The organism is Pseudomonas sp. lyk4-TYG-107, assembly GCF_030209055.1.
GTDB classification, from domain to species: Bacteria; Pseudomonadota; Gammaproteobacteria; order Pseudomonadales; family Pseudomonadaceae; genus Aquipseudomonas; species Aquipseudomonas putida_A.
Map to the genome: position 1 here is coordinate 1 of NZ_JARVST010000028.1, position 15,204 is coordinate 15,204.

12 protein-coding genes are annotated in these 15,204 nt (G+C 60.7%); all 12 read left to right on the plus strand.

Translation table 11 applies throughout. The annotated features are described in order from the left end of the window. On the plus strand, positions 1–1,374 hold a 1,374-nt coding region (locus QRN61_RS22715), incomplete at its 5' end, for a calcium-binding protein (protein ID WP_285375574.1). Between the two features lie 96 nt (positions 1,375–1,470). Next, on the plus strand, positions 1,471–3,477 hold the full coding sequence (locus QRN61_RS22720; protein WP_115987965.1) for a calcium-binding protein: 2,007 nt from the start codon (positions 1,471–1,473) through the stop codon (positions 3,475–3,477). A gap of 255 nt (positions 3,478–3,732) precedes the next feature. Further along, positions 3,733–4,506 (plus strand): glucose-1-phosphate cytidylyltransferase, encoded by a 774-nt coding sequence (gene rfbF, locus QRN61_RS22725; RefSeq protein ID WP_095139348.1) that lies wholly within the window; start codon positions 3,733–3,735, stop codon positions 4,504–4,506. Beyond that, positions 4,488–5,570 carry a CDP-glucose 4,6-dehydratase gene (gene rfbG, locus QRN61_RS22730; RefSeq protein WP_210557818.1) on the plus strand — a complete coding sequence of 361 codons (1,083 nt, stop codon included), beginning with the start codon at positions 4,488–4,490 and terminating at the stop codon, positions 5,568–5,570. Before rfbF ends, rfbG begins: the two co-directional genes overlap by 19 nt. Beyond that, positions 5,567–6,127, plus strand: a complete 561-nt coding sequence (locus QRN61_RS22735) for a dTDP-4-dehydrorhamnose 3,5-epimerase family protein (RefSeq protein WP_097090154.1) — start codon at positions 5,567–5,569, stop codon at positions 6,125–6,127. Before rfbG ends, QRN61_RS22735 begins: the two co-directional genes overlap by 4 nt. Then, a complete protein-coding gene (locus tag QRN61_RS22740) occupies positions 6,124–7,350 on the plus strand; it encodes a class I SAM-dependent methyltransferase (protein ID WP_285375577.1) in 1,227 nt (408 codons plus the stop codon). Before QRN61_RS22735 ends, QRN61_RS22740 begins: the two co-directional genes overlap by 4 nt. Further along, the gene (locus QRN61_RS22745; RefSeq protein ID WP_285375578.1) at positions 7,347–8,198 is read left to right on the plus strand and encodes an NAD-dependent epimerase/dehydratase family protein; all 852 of its coding nucleotides are present in this window, start codon (positions 7,347–7,349) and stop codon (positions 8,196–8,198) included. The genes QRN61_RS22740 and QRN61_RS22745 overlap by 4 nt, the downstream gene beginning before the upstream one ends. Further along, positions 8,195–9,265, plus strand: coding sequence for a class I SAM-dependent methyltransferase (locus tag QRN61_RS22750; RefSeq protein WP_139054122.1), 1,071 nt, complete (start codon positions 8,195–8,197; stop codon positions 9,263–9,265). Before QRN61_RS22745 ends, QRN61_RS22750 begins: the two co-directional genes overlap by 4 nt. A gap of 17 nt (positions 9,266–9,282) precedes the next feature. After that, positions 9,283–10,020 (plus strand): cephalosporin hydroxylase family protein, encoded by a 738-nt coding sequence (locus QRN61_RS22755; protein ID WP_027614220.1) that lies wholly within the window; start codon positions 9,283–9,285, stop codon positions 10,018–10,020. Positions 10,021–10,075: 55 nt separating this feature from the next. Then, positions 10,076–12,991 (plus strand): glycosyltransferase family 2 protein, encoded by a 2,916-nt coding sequence (locus QRN61_RS22760; RefSeq protein WP_285375580.1) that lies wholly within the window; start codon positions 10,076–10,078, stop codon positions 12,989–12,991. A 30-nt stretch (positions 12,992–13,021) separates the two neighbouring features. Beyond that, the gene (gene pseB, locus QRN61_RS22765; RefSeq protein ID WP_047292505.1) at positions 13,022–14,023 is read left to right on the plus strand and encodes a UDP-N-acetylglucosamine 4,6-dehydratase (inverting); all 1,002 of its coding nucleotides are present in this window, start codon (positions 13,022–13,024) and stop codon (positions 14,021–14,023) included. Beyond that, a complete protein-coding gene (gene pseC / locus QRN61_RS22770; protein ID WP_096796277.1) occupies positions 14,020–15,177 on the plus strand; it encodes a UDP-4-amino-4,6-dideoxy-N-acetyl-beta-L-altrosamine transaminase in 1,158 nt (385 codons plus the stop codon). Before pseB ends, pseC begins: the two co-directional genes overlap by 4 nt. Positions 15,178–15,204 lie beyond the last annotated feature (27 nt).

The window sequence follows — 15,204 nt, forward strand, 5'->3', positions numbered from 1 at the left end:
AACTTCGGCCAGATCTACCTGGGCGCCAACGTCGAGCGTCTGACCTATACCGGCACCGGGTCATTCACCGGTTGGGGCAACGCCATCGACAACATCATTACAGGGGGCAATGGCAACGACATCCTGTATGGCGGCGCGGGTGCCGACCGGTTCATCGGTGGTGCCGGTTTTGACACTGTCGGCTACGGCGACACGACTATTGGCGTCACCATCAACCTGAAAACCGGGGTTCACACAGGGATTGCAGCAGGGGATACCTACACCAGTATCGAAGCTTTGACCGGCACGATAGCCGGTGACATTTTCATCGCCGACGGCGCGGCCATGGCTTTTGACGGGTTAGTGGGTGCGGACATGGTCAGCTATGAACAATCCGACAGCGCCGTGACCATTGATTTGAAAACTAAGGTCAATGCGGGTGACGCGGCCGGCGATACCTACACCGGAATCGAGTTTTTCCAGGGCAGCAGCTTCAACGACACCCTGTCCGGAACCGCATTCGGTGACAACTTCATTGGTGGCTCCGGTGCGGATCTGATCGATGGGCGTGAAGGGCATGACACTGCCTGGTACATCAACAGCAAGGCCGCTGTGAACATCAATCTGCAGACCAACGTCAACGAAGGCGCCGATGCTCAAGGTGATGTGCTGCTCAATATCGAGCGAGTGATCGGCAGCCAATTCGACGATACGCTGACCGGAAGTTCGGCAGTCGATTTTCTTGAGGGCAGCACAGGCAACGACGTGATTTATGGCGGCGACGGGGCCGACTTCATTTATGGAGGCCTGGTTTCCCTGGCCGGGCCGTTAGCCAGTTCGGCACCCAATGCAGGGGCTGAGGCTGATGCGCTCTATGGCGGCAATGACAACGACACGATTCTCACCGCATCCAACGACACTGGCAGCCGTGCGTATGGCGAAGCGGGCGATGACACCATCACCGTAACTCATGGCATCGCTGATGGTGGTGAAGGCAATGACAAGCTGATCGGTACCGGCCTGGGCTTCTCGCTGTTTGGCGGCGTGGGCAAGGATAATCTGGTATTGCAGTCCGTCGGTTCGGCCTTCGGTGGTGAAGGTGACGATATCTACACCATCGACACTTCGGCATTGGTCAACATTCAGGACGACGGTACCAGCCGTGGCGACAAGATTGTGCTGTCGTACATTCGCGCTTCGGAACTGCAAGTCGACCGTGTCGGTGACGACCTCTACCTGCACCGTTACAGCGTTTCAGCCGGACAGACGCCGGATGAGGGCGTGCGCCTGAAGGATTGGTTTGCCGGTTCCGACACTATCGAGCAGATCGTGACGGCCGATAATCAGACCATCAATCTGCCGGCCAACAGTGATGCATTCGCGATGTTTGGCTGACCACTGAATCGCACACCTGCAATCGCAATGCGGCCGCAGGTGTGCGCTTGGCAGCTGAAGGACCAACCTGGTTTCAACCAAGCAAGGAAGAAGCAAATGTCAGTGATTTATGGAACGAGTGAAGCCGATGTCATGGGCGGCAATGAAGGCAATGACGAACTCTACGGACTGGAGTCGGATGATCAGATCTGGGGTACCACGGGGTCCGATCTGCTGGATGGCGGGGAGGGGTTCGATTCAGTGAGTTATCAGATGATGCCGAACGGCGTCAGCGTCGATTTCCGCGAGGGGCTGGCCACTGTCACCAAGGCGGACGGCTCCGTCGATACCCTGGTCGGCATCGAAAAAGTCATCGGCAGCTTTAACAATGACACCTTGGTCAGTTCGGTCAGCGGTATCACGCTGGAAGGTGATAACGGAGATGACGTGTACATCGTCGGTAGCGAAGGTGTGACCATCGTCGAAGCGGAACGCGGCGGTTACGACGAGCTGCGCACCAGCGTCAACACCCAGAGGATGGATCCGTTCCTGGACAAAATGATCTTCACCGGCACCGGCGACTTCAAGGGCTACGGCAATGCCGAGGCGAACGTGATTGTCGCCGGTGCAGGCAATGACGTGCTGTGGGGTGGCGACGGTGGCGATCAGTTCATTGGCGGCAAGGGCTTCGACACAGTCAGCTATACCGACAGCCTTGAAGGCGTCAGTATCGAGCTCTCGAGCATGTGGGGCGCCACTGGTATTGCATTCGGCGATACCTACTCGAGCATCGAGGCCGTGCAGGGTTCGAATTTCAACGATGTGATCTTCGCCGGCGCAAGCGCAATGGTCATGGACGGTGCCGATGGCCTTGACGCCGTCGATTACAGCCGTTCCAACGATGCGGTCAGCATCGAGTTTCGTGATGGCGAGGGCTTCGGTTCTGGCGGCTACGCCGAGGGCGATACCTTGATCAATGTGGAAAAGGTTGTCGGGACTAACCTGGACGATCACTTCACTGCTAACTCGGGCGGCGTGACCTTCGAAGGTGGCTGGGGCAGTGACGTCTATACGATCAACAGCGAGGGTGTGACCATCGTCGAGACAGACTCAGGCATGGGGTTTGACGAGCTGTACACCAGCCTGTCGGTCATGAAGATGGACCCGTTCATCGAGAAAATGACCTACACCGGTACAGCCGATTTCACCGGTTATGGCAACGATTCCGACAACTACATCTTCGGCGGCAGCGGCGATGACCTGTTCTACGGTGGCGCCGGACGGGATGTGTTCGTCGGCGGCGCGGGAACGGACATCGTCAGCTATGACGACAGCGATACGGGTGTGGTGGTCAACCTGTCGAGGATTGGCCAGAACGGTACGGCCGAAGGGGATATGTATTACGACGTAGAAGGTCTGCAAGGCAGTCGTTTCAACGATGTGATGGATGCCGGCCGCGAGGACGCGATCCTGGAAGGTGGCAACGGCGATGATGTGATCAGTGGCAACGATGGCAATGATCACCTTTACGGCGGACTGAAATCCGGTCTCGACGGTGATGTCGCGCAGGCCGACACACTGTCTGGCGGTTCGGGTGATGACGTCATCGTCAGCGCTGTGAATGACTTGGGTACAGTGGCCCACGGCGACGGAGGCAATGACACCATCACGGTCCACAACGGCAGTGCCCTTGGTGATGACGGTCATGACGTGCTCACCGGCACCGGCAACAGTTATCTGTTGTCAGGTGGCAGCGGCAACGACGTGCTGAACCTCAATCTTCCGGGGCAGTCCGGTACTGGCGGCACCGCACTGGGCGGTATGGGTGACGATATCTACATCGTGAACAGCACCGGGCTGGTATCGATTCAGGACGAGGGCTGGGATCTCAACGACACCCTGATCCTCAACACCATCACCAACGCCAGCCAGTTGAACGTCACCCGCATCGGCGATGACGCCTACCTGCATAGCGCCAACGACGGCAGCAGCGGTGTGCCGGACAACGGCGTGAAACTGGCGGGATGGTACGCCGGGTTCAACAACATCGAGCACCTGCAGACTGCCGACGGCCAGGTCTACGACCTGCCGGCGACGGTTGATGGGTTCGCCATGTTCGGCTGATCACTCGATCTGTTGATGCAACGCAATGAAAGGGATGAGTCCGCTGCTGGATTCATCCCTTTTTTCATGCCTTACGGCGCACCCGACGCAGCGCTCGCGGAGCTGGCGCGTTTCCTGCAAGTCCCCCTCAAATCGCCATAAAACGAGCGCTCGCGGTCATCGCAGCGACGCCGCAGGCGGCAAAAGGGTTAGCCAGACGGCCCGCATCGCTCAACATAGCCATGCGCAGCCCGGTGACGAACGAGAGGGGAGACGATGAAGGCAGTTATTTTGGCGGGTGGCCTCGGCACGCGCATCAGTGAAGAGTCGCACCTCAAGCCCAAACCCATGATCGAGATCGGCGGCAAGCCAATTCTCTGGCACATCATGAAGCAGTATTCCGCTCACGGAATCCACGACTTCGTGATTTGCCTGGGCTACAAGGGCTATGCGATCAAAGACTTCTTCGCCAACTACTTCCTGCACACCTCCGACGTCACGTTCGACATGCGCAACAACCGCATGGACGTGCACCAGAACTACAGCGAGCCGTGGAGCGTCACCCTGATCGACACCGGCGAGGAAACCATGACCGGTGGCCGTCTGCTGCGTGCCGGCCGTTACCTCAAGGATGAAGAGGCGTTCTGCTTCACCTACGGCGACGGCGTTTCCGACATCAACATTGCTCAACTCGTCGATTACCACAAAGCCCACGGTCGCCTGGCCACCGTCACCGCGGTGCAGCCGCCGGGACGTTACGGTGCCCTTGAGCGCCAGGGCGATCAGGTGCTCGGTTTCACCGAAAAACCGCGTGGCGACGGTGGCTGGATCAACGGTGGCTTTTTCGTGCTGTCGCCCAAAGTCCTGTCCTACATCGCTGGCGATGAAACCACCTGGGAGGCCGAGCCGCTGGCGCGTCTGGCAGAGGATGAACAGCTGAACGCCTTCGAGCACGAAGGCTTCTGGCATCCGATGGACACCCTGCGCGACAAGAACCACCTCGAAGCGCTGTGGCAGAGCGGGGAGGCCCCATGGAAGCAATGGGCCTGAGTGCGGATTTCTGGCGCGGCAAGCGCGTACTGGTCACCGGTCACACCGGTTTCAAGGGCAGTTGGCTGACCCTGTGGCTGCAAAGCCTCGGCGCGCACGTCAGCGGTTTCTCGCTGGATCCGTCGACCGAACCGAGCCTGTATGAACTGGCGCGGGTTCACGAAGGGATCAACGATCAACGTGGCGATCTGCGTGATCTCGGCGCGTTGCTGGAGATCATTGCCGACACCGAGCCGGAGATCGTTCTGCACCTGGCCGCGCAGCCACTGGTGCGTGAAGGCTATCGCGACCCGCTGGGCACTTACTCCAGCAACGTCATGGGCACGCTGAACCTGCTCGAAGCGATTCGTCAGGTCGGTTGCGTGCGCGCCTGCGTGCTGGTGACCACCGACAAGGTCTACGCCAACAAGGAATGGCTGTGGCCGTACCGCGAGGACGAAGCCCTCGGCGGCCACGATCCCTACAGCAGCAGCAAGGCTTGCTGCGAACTGTTGGCGCAGTCTTACGCCGCGTCGTTTTTCCCGGCCGACAAGTACGCTGAACACGGTCTGGCCTTGGCCACCGCGCGCGCCGGCAACGTCTTGGGTGGCGGTGACTTCGCCCCTGAGCGGCTGATTCCCGACGTGCTCAAGGCCTGGACTGCAGACGAGCCGGTGACCCTGCGTTACCCGCAAGCCGTGCGCCCGTGGCAGCACGCGCTGGAACCGCTGGCCGGTTACCTGCAACTGGCTGCGGGTCTCTACGAACAAGGCCCGGAATACGCCGGGGCGTGGAACTTCGGCCCGGGCGAGGCGGACATGTGCAGCGTCGGCGAAGTGGTCGAACTGCTCGCCAGTCGCTGGCCACAGGCACGTGGTCTGCGCATCGAAAAAAGCGAACTGCACGAGGCTGGCCTGTTGCGCCTCGACAGTAGCCGCGCCCGTCAGGTACTCGGCTGGCAGCCACGCTGGACTTTGCAGCAATGCCTGACCCAGACCCTCGACTGGCATCTGGCGTGGCAGAACGGCGATGACATGCGCAACGTCACTCTCGGCCAGTTGAACCTGTACCGAGGCGCGCTGTGAGCGAATTCTCCTTGAAACCGTTGCCGCTGGCCGGGCTGTTCAGCGTCCAGCACAGACGCTTCGAAGATCAGCGCGGGCATTTCGCCCGGCTGTTCTGCGAAGGCAGCCTGAGTGCGTTCGGCAGCGAATTTCACATCCGCCAGATCAACCATTCCTGCACCCGCGAGAAGGGCAGCGTGCGCGGTCTGCATTATCAGAATGCCAATGCGCCGGAAGCCAAGCTGATCACTTGCCTGCGCGGTGAAGTGTGGGACGTGGCGGTGGATCTGCGTCCGGATTCCGAAACCTTTCTGCACTGGCACGCCGAGCACCTCAAGGCTGGCGATGGTCGCAGCCTGTTGATTCCGGCCGGGTTCGCCCACGGTTTCCAGACCCTGACCGATGACGCCGAACTGCTTTACCTGCACAGCGCCGATTACGCGCCGGAGCACGAAGGCGGCTTGTCGGTGAACGATCCACGGCTGGCGATTGCCTGGCCGTTGCCTGTCAATAATTTGTCAGCGCGTGATGCCAGCCATCCCGCGCTTGATCAACACTTTGCCGGAGTGCGTCTATGAACTGCCGTGGGTGCGCCGCACCGCTGAGCCTGCCGCTGATCGACCTCGGCACCTCGCCACCGTCCAACGCCTACGTGCACGCCGAGCGCCTGGAACAGGCCGAGCAATGGGTGCCGCTCAAGGTTGCGGTGTGCCAGCAATGCTGGCTGGTGCAGACCGAGGATTACACCCGCGCCGACAGCCTGTTCGATGCCGAGTACGCCTACTTCAGTTCGTTCTCCAGCACCTGGCTGGCCCATGCCGAGCGTTATGTCGCCGAGATGGTCGAGCGCTTTGACCTGAGCGCCGACAGCCGTGTGGTCGAAGTCGCAGCCAACGACGGTTACCTGCTGCAGTACGTCGCCGCTCGCGGCATTCCGTGTCTGGGTGTCGAACCGACCCGCAGCACCGCGCAAGCGGCGCGGGAAAAGGGTCTGCAGATTCGTGAAGTGTTCTTCGGTCGCGACAGTGCAGCACAGTTGAAAGGCGAAGGCTGGGGCGCCGACCTGATGGCCGCCAACAACGTGCTCGCGCATGTGCCGGACATCAATGATTTCCTCGGTGGTTTCGCCACGCTGCTCAAGCCGACCGGCGTCGCTACCTTCGAATTTCCGCAACTGCTGACGCTGATGGCCGGCGCGCAGTTCGACACGCTGTACCACGAGCACTATTCCTACCTGTCGTTGACCGCGGTGCAGACTTTGTGCGAGCGCAATGGTCTGGAAGTGTTCGACGTCAGTCAGTTGAGCACCCATGGCGGTTCTCTGCGGGTGTTCGTGCAACGCCAGGACGGTGAGCGTCGTGCGGTGCAGCCGGCGGTGCAGCAACAGTTGCAGGCCGAGCTGGATGCCGGGGTGAAAACCCCTGAGTACTATGCGACCCTCGCGCCGGCTGCCGAACGCATCAAGCATGAACTGCTGCGCTTTCTGTTGCAGGCCAAGGCCGACGGCAAGCGGGTGGTCGGTTACGGCGCGGCGGCCAAGGGCAACACCTTGCTCAACTACGCCGGGGTCAAACCGGATCTGCTGGCGTGGGTGGCCGATGCCAACCCGCACAAGCAGGGCAAGTTCCTGCCGGGCAGTCGTATTCCGATTGTTGCGCCGGCGCAGATCGATATCGAAAAACCGGACTACGTGCTGGTGCTGCCGTGGAACCTGCTGCACGAAGTCAGTCAGCAACTGGCGCAGGTGCGCCAGTGGGACGGACGCTTCGTGATCGCCGTGCCTGAGATGAAAGTCCTGTGAAAGTCCTGGTCAGCGGGGCCACGGGCTTCGTCGGTCGGCATCTGGTCGCGGCGTTGCTGGCGCGTGGCTGCGCCGTGCGCGCGGTGGCGCGCAAAACAGATACGGCTGCGAGCATGCCATGGATCAATGACGTCGAATTCGTCGCGGCGGATATTCACGCGGCGGATCTGGACATTGCGGCGCTCACCGACGGTATCGACGTCCTCGCGCACCTGGCCTGGCCGGGGTTGCCGAACTATCGGGCGCTGTTCCATTTCGAGCACAACCTGATGGCCGACTACCGCTTTATCAAAGGCGCGGTCGAGGCGGGTGTGGCGCAAGTATTGGTGACCGGCACCTGCTTCGAGTACGGCATGCAAAGTGGCCCGCTCAGCGAAAGCGTCGAGCCGCAGCCGAGCAACCCTTACGGTCTGGCGAAACACACGCTGCATCTGTTTTTGCAAAATCTGCAGCAGGAAAAACCGTTCACCTTGCAGTGGGCGCGTCTGTTCTACCTGCATGGCGAAGGGCAGAACCCCAACAGTCTGCTGGCGGCGCTGGACCGGGCGATCGATGCCGGGGAGGCGTCGTTCAACATGTCTGGCGGCGAGCAACTGCGCGACTTTTTGCCGATCGCCAGCGCTGCTGATTACCTCGCCGCGATCGTCCATCAGCGCGATTTCAATGGCGTGATCAATTGCGCCAGTGGCCAACCGGTATCGGTGCGCGCACTGGTTGAACAACGGCTGCGCGAGCGCGGTGCGGCACTGAAACTGAACCTCGGCCATTACCCGTATCCGAGCCATGAACCGATGGCGTTCTGGGCCGTGACCGAGCGTTTGCAACAGCTACTGGGAGAGCCGCAATGAGGCACGAGTTGTATCGGGTCACCGACCTGCCGGTGTTGCAGAACCGCACCTTCGCCGACCCGGAGTCGGCAAAAGCTTCGGCCAGCGCCGACATGCTGCTGGTGCAGGATGAGCGCAGCGGCCTGATCTTCAACGCCGCGTTCGACGCCGACAAGCTCAGCTATGACGCTGACTATCAAAACGAGCAGGCCCATTCGGGCCAGTTCCAGAAGCACCTGAGCGACGTCGAAGGCATCATCGCCAAACACTTCAAGGGCCAGGAGCTGATCGAAGTCGGCTGCGGCAAGGGCTACTTTCTTGAGCTGCTCAAGGGCCTCGGTTATTCGATCACCGGGATCGACCCGGCCTACGAAGGCGAGAACGCCGACGTGATCAAGGCGCCGTTCACCCGAGGTCTCGGCCTGGCGGCGGACGCCATCGTGCTGCGTCATGTGCTGGAACACATCGAAGACCCGGTGAGCTTTCTGTCGGTGATCGCCGAAGCCAACCAGGGCGGGCAGATCTACATCGAAGTGCCGTGCTTCGACTGGATCCTCGAGCACAAAGCGTGGTTCGACCTGTTCTACGAGCACGTCAATTATTTCCGCCTCGATGACCTGCGCCGGATGTTCGGCACCGTGCACGAGGCTGGCCACCTGTTTGGCGGCCAATACCTGTACATCGTCGCCGACCTTTCGACGTTGCGCCTGACCCCGCAGCAACCGGTGCCACGCCTGACGCTGCCGGACGGTTTCACCGCCAGCCTTGAGCGCGCGGTGCAGATCATTCAGTCCGCACCCGAGCAGGGTTCGGCGATCTGGGGCGCGTCGTCCAAAGGCGTGATCTATTCGCTGTTCCTGCAACGCGCGGGTGTCGCGGTGGATCGTGTGGTGGATATCAACCCGGCCAAACAGGGGCGTTATCTGCCCCTGAGCGGCGCGCGGGTGTCCTCGCCGCAAGAGGCGATGGATGCGCTGCCCGAAGGCGCCCACCTGTTTGTGATGAATTCCAATTACCTCGAAGAAATCAAGCGGATGACCGGTGGACGCTACGTCTATCACGCCGTCGACAGCGCTTCGTTCCAGTGACCATTGAGACTTTGAACATGACCGACAACAGCATCAACCAAGCTTTCGAAGCCGAGTGCCGCGAGCAGATCGCCCAGCAGGGCGACGACCAGAAACTGACTGGCCTGGCCCGTGATTTCTTCAACGAATCGGCCAAACACAAGTACAGCTACCACTTCTCGTGGATGGGTCGCCCGATCATCCAGCTGCCGCAGGACATGATGGCGATGCAGGAGATCATCTGGCAGGTCAAGCCGGATCTGGTCATCGAGTGCGGCATCGCCCACGGCGGTTCGATCATCTACTACGCCTCATTGCTGGAACTGCAAGGTCACGGTGAAGTGCTGGGCATCGACCTCGACATCCGCCCGCACAACCGTGAAGCGATCGAAAGCCACCCGATGGCCAAGCGCATCAAGATGATCGAAGGTTCGAGCATCGACCCGGCCATCGCCGCTCAGGTGCAGGCTGCGGCCAAAGGCAAGAAGGTCATTCTGGTGCTCGACTCCAACCACACCCACGACCACGTGCTCGAAGAGCTGCGCCTGTATGCGCCGCTGGTCTCGGTCGACAGCTACTGCGTGGTGATGGACACCGTGGTCGAAGACATGCCGGCCGATTTCTTCCCGGATCGTCCATGGGGCCCGGGCGACAATCCGAAAACCGCGGTGTGGAAGTACCTGGAAGAGAACCAGGACTTCGAGATCGACCAGCAGTTGCAGAACAAGCTGCTGATCACCGTGGCGCCGGACGGCTATCTGCGTCGCGTTCGTTAATTCGCACCATCACCAAAGCGTTATCTCGGCGAGTCGCCGGTTGTGGAGAGAAGTTATGCAAGGCAAGTACAGTTCTGAACTGGCGCTACCGCTCAACGAGCTGTTGACCGTGGTGCTGATTACTCACAATCGGCCGGCGTTCCTGCGTCGGGCGGTGAAGTATTACAGCAGCTTGCCCTGCCGGATCATGGTGCTCGACTCGACGGTCGAGCGGCCTGAAGGGGATTTTTCCGCCGTCGATTATCACCATGTGCCGCAGTTCGCCTACTGGGGCATGCAGGCCAAACTGGCTTATGGTGTGGAGCAGCTGACCACGCCGTATATGGTGCTGGCGGCCGACGATGACTTCATCCTGCACGATTCGCTGACCGAGTCCGTGAACTTCCTGCAGGCGAATCAGGACTACGGCATGTGCCACGGCTATTGCCTGATGTACCTGGCTCTGGCCCATGGCGTGAACTACTACCGTCGTGACAAGAAAGTCCAGGAAGACTATTCGTCCGAGCGGGCGCAGGATCGTGTCATCGATTACATGAGCCAGTACATTCCGCCGTTCTATGCGGTGACCCGTACTGACCTGATGAAAAACTGGCATTCGGCGTTGCCAGCGGGTACCAATTTCCAGTGGCAGGAAATTGGTCACGTCTACTACCTGCTGGCCAGTGCCAAGGCGCGGATCCTGCCGATGCCTTATGTGGTACGCGAGATCAACTACGGTGTCTCCGAGCACAATACCGATGTGTATCACTCGCTGACCTACGCCGACGGCAAATCGGTCGCCGAGCGAGAAGCCTTTGCCGAGTTTCTCGCCTCTCTGCCAACCGCCATTAAAGGGCTCGACGCCGGACAGCTCAAGGCGTTTGCCCTGCAGAGTTTCGAGGCCATGGCCGACAGCTTGAAGACTGGGCGCGCGCTGACTGCAGAACTGATTTTCGAATCCACCTGGAACCAGAACCTCAGGCATCCGGATCGTCGTTTTGGTCCGTTGCAGTACGTCGAGATGCCGTTTTACAACCAGCCGTTCTTCGATCGTCTGGAACAGTTCGAATTCATGCTGCACGCCATGCCCGCCGGCCGTATGCAACTGGAAGGGCTTGAGGGGATATGGACGCGTCAGGCGCACCTGCTGCAGGCACGTAACAACGATACGCCGGAAAGTGTGGTCGACCGTTTGTGGCAGGCGCACGACCTCAATGCTTTCAACCAGACAGTCGTCAAACGCCTTGCCGCGCATCTGGATGACATGGGTGAAGACGAAGCCGCCGGGTCGGTGAACGAGTGGATTGCTCGGCTTGAAACCCTGGTGATTGAAGACCATCAGGCAGTCTTCGACAACATGAAATCCGGTCGCCTGCTGCAGTGGCTGGCCGCGCGTGAGCCGTCGGCGCAACAGGTCGAGTCGATCACTCGACAGCTGTCGGCCCATGACGGTGGCCCGCAGTTCGGCATTTTCCTGCTGGATCTGGATGACCAGATCGACAAGGTGCAGGTCTCGCTCGACAGTCTGCTCGAGGGGCACTGCAAAGCGTTCAAGATTGTGGTGTTCACCACGGGCGAACCGCCGGTAGCGACCACCGCGCAAAACACCCTGCACTTCGTGCGCGTTACCCAGAGCAACTACGTCGACAAGTTGAATCAGAGTGCTCAGCAGTCAGCGTGCGACTGGCTGCTGCTGGCGCAAGCGGGCGACGAGTTCACCGCTGGCAGCTTGTTGCGGGCCAGTCTGGAACTGATGTCCGCCACAGGTGTGCGTGCCGTGGCCACCGATGAAATCCAGCGCAAGGAAAACGGTGCGCTGGTCGACGTCTTCCGCCCGGGCTTCAATCTGGACCTGCTGCAAAGCGTTCCAGCGCTGATGGCGCGTCATTGGTTGATTCGCCGCGAAGTGTTGCTCGAAGCCGGTGGCTATCAGGCCGACTTCAGCAAGGCACTGGAGCTGGATCTGCTGTTGCGCATCATCGAACAGGGCGGCATTGGCGGCCTGGCGCACCTCGACGAGCCACTGCTGATCACCCAGGCCTCGGTACTGGAAGAGAATGCCCACGAACGTCAGGCGCTGCTGCGTCACCTGACCAATCGCGGATACAAGGCCAGGGTCACCTCGGCGACGCCCGGTACCTATCAGATTGATTACCGTCACGCCGAACAGCCGCTGGTGTCGATCATCGTCCCAGCCATCGACGACCTGCCGGCACTGCGTCGCTGCCTGGAAGGCGTGTTGCTCAGAACCCGTTACAGCCGTTATGAAGTGCTGATTGCGGCGAATCCGAATCAGTCGGCCGAGGTCAATGACTGGCTGGGCACGCTGCGTAACCCTAAAGTCAATGTGCTGCGTGCCGATCAGCCGCTCGGCGAGACGGCGTTGTACAACGCCGCCAGCGAGCAGGCGCAGGGTGAGTATCTGGTGCTGTTGGCCGCTGACAGCGAAATCGTCAATCCGAACTGGATCGACTCGTTGCTCAATCACGCGCAGCGTCCGGAAGTGGCTATCGTCGGTGCGAAACTCGTTGATCGTGACGGCAAGATCGCCCATGCCGGTTTGATTGTTGGTCTGAACGATGGCGTTGGCTCGCCTTTTATCGGTGAAAAACACGCCGCTGAAGGTTACATGCAGCGCCTGGCGGTCGAGCAAAACTATTCGGCGGTGTCGAAGGTGTGCCTGATGATCCGCAAAGAACTGTTCAACGCACTGGGCGGTCTGGACGAAGTGACGTTCGCCGATGGCTTCAGCGATGTCGATCTGTGCCTCAAGGCCGGTGATGCGGGTTACCTCATTGTGTGGACGCCGCTGGTGCAGGTCGTGCATCCGGGCCTCTTGCCGCAAGCGCCATCAGCCCTGGCTGCTTTGCGTGAGAAGTGGGGCGGCGCCTTTGCGCAGGACAGTGCCTACAACGCCAATCTGTCCCTCATCGGCAAAGGTTTTACCTTGGGTGAAAGCACGCCGGTCAACTGGTCGCAGTTACTCGCTTGAGTCCGTCGGACAAGCAACAGGAATCAGCACATGTTCAACGGTAAATCGATCTTCATCTCTGGCGGCACCGGCTCGTTCGGGCGCAAATTCATCGCCCGTCTGCTTGAGCAATACCAGCCCAAGCGCGTGGTGGTGTTCTCCCGAGATGAACTCAAGCAATACGAAATGCAGCAGACGTTCAACGCGCCGTGCATGCGTTACTTTCTCGGTGACGTGCGCGACGCCGACCGTCTGCGGCAGGCCATGCGCGGCATCGACTACGTGGTGCACGCGGCGGCGCTCAAGCAGGTGCCGGCGGCGGAGTACAACCCGACCGAGTGCATCCGCACCAACGTCAATGGCGCGGAGAACATCATCGCCGCCGCCATCGACAATGGCGTGAAGAAAGTCGTCGCGCTGTCCACCGACAAAGCGGCCAGCCCGATCAACCTGTACGGCGCGACCAAGCTGCTGTCGGACAAACTGTTCGTCGCCGCCAACAACATTGCAGGCGAGCAGCAGACCCGTTTTGCCGTGGTGCGCTACGGCAACGTGGCGGGCTCGCGGGGTTCGGTCGTACCGTTTTTCAGCAAGCTGATTGCCGACGGTGCGCAGGAGTTGCCGATCACCGACGAGCGCATGACCCGCTTCTGGATCACTCTGGATCATGGCGTGCAGTTTGTCCTCGACAGCTTTGCGCGGATGCACGGCGGCGAAGTGTTCGTGCCGAAGATTCCGTCGATTCGCATCGTCGATCTGGCGCGGGGCATGGCCGAGCATCTGCCGCACAAGAACGTCGGTATTCGTCCCGGGGAAAAACTGCATGAACTGATGGTGCCGCTGGACGATGCGCGGATGACCCTGGAGTTCGCAGACCACTACACCATTCAGCCGTCGATCCGCTTCACCAGCGTCGATGTCGATTTCTCCATCGACAAGCTCGGCGAACATGGGCGGCCGGTGAGTGAAGATTTCGAATACCGCTCCGATACCAATCCGCACTACCTCTCGGTCGGGCAGATCGCCGAGCTGCACGCGAAGTTGTCGGCATGATTCCCTACGGTCGGCAGAGCGTTGATCAGGCGGACATCGATGCAGTGGTCGAGGTGCTGCAATCGGACTGGCTGACTCAAGGGCCGACTATCGAGCGTTTCGAGCAGGCGGTGGCCGAGCGATGCCAGGCCGACTTCGCCGTGGCGGTGTGCAACGCCACGGCGGCGCTGCACATTGCCTGCCTCGCGGCCGGCCTTGGCCCGGGCGATCGCTTGTGGACCACGCCGAACACTTTTCTGGCCTCAGCCAACTGCGGGCGCTATTGCGGCGCCGACGTGGATTTCGTCGACATCGATCCGCTGACCTGGAACCTCGATGCCTTCGCCCTCGCCGCGAAGCTCGATCAGGCCGAGCAGGACGGCACGCTGCCGAAAGTGTTGGTGGCGGTGGCGTTCTCCGGGCAGAGCTGTGACCTGCGCAAGATTGCCGAACTGGCCGAGCGCTACAACTTCACCGTGATCGAAGACGCCTCGCACGCGGTGGGCGCCAGCTACGCCGGGCGTCCGGTGGGTTGCGGGGAGTTTGCGGCGATGACCGTGTTCAGTTTCCACCCGGTGAAGATCATCACCAGTGCCGAAGGCGGCATGGTCCTGACCAATCGCCCGCAACTGGCCGAGCGTCTGCAACGCCTGCGCAGCCACGGCATGACCCGCGATCCGCAGCAGATGAGCGAACCCAGCCACGGCCCGTGGTATTACCAGCAGATCGAGCTGGGCTTCAATTACCGGATCACCGAGTTGCAGGCGGCGCTGGGTCTGTCGCAACTTGCCAAACTGGACGGCTTCATTGCCCGTCGCCGTGAACTGGCGGCGCGTTACGACCGTTTACTGGCCTACTTGCCGCTGACGTTACCGAGCGCGCAGCCGGAGGCAGAATCGGCGTGGCACCTGTACGTGGTGCGCCTGCAGACCGAGCGCATCGGCCTGACCCACCGTCAGGTGTTCGAAGGCTTGCGTGCCGCCGGTATCGGCGTGAACCTGCACTATATTCCGGTGCATTTGCAGCCGTACTATCGCGAACTGGGTTTCGCCGAGGGCGACTTCCCAGAAGCCGAGCGTTATTACGCCGAAGCGATCAGTCTGCCGCTGTTTCCGTTGCTCAGTGATGAGCAGCAGGATCATGTGGTTGAGCAATTGCGCCGGCTGACCGAATAAACCCCGCTGCGGCGGCGAATGAGACTG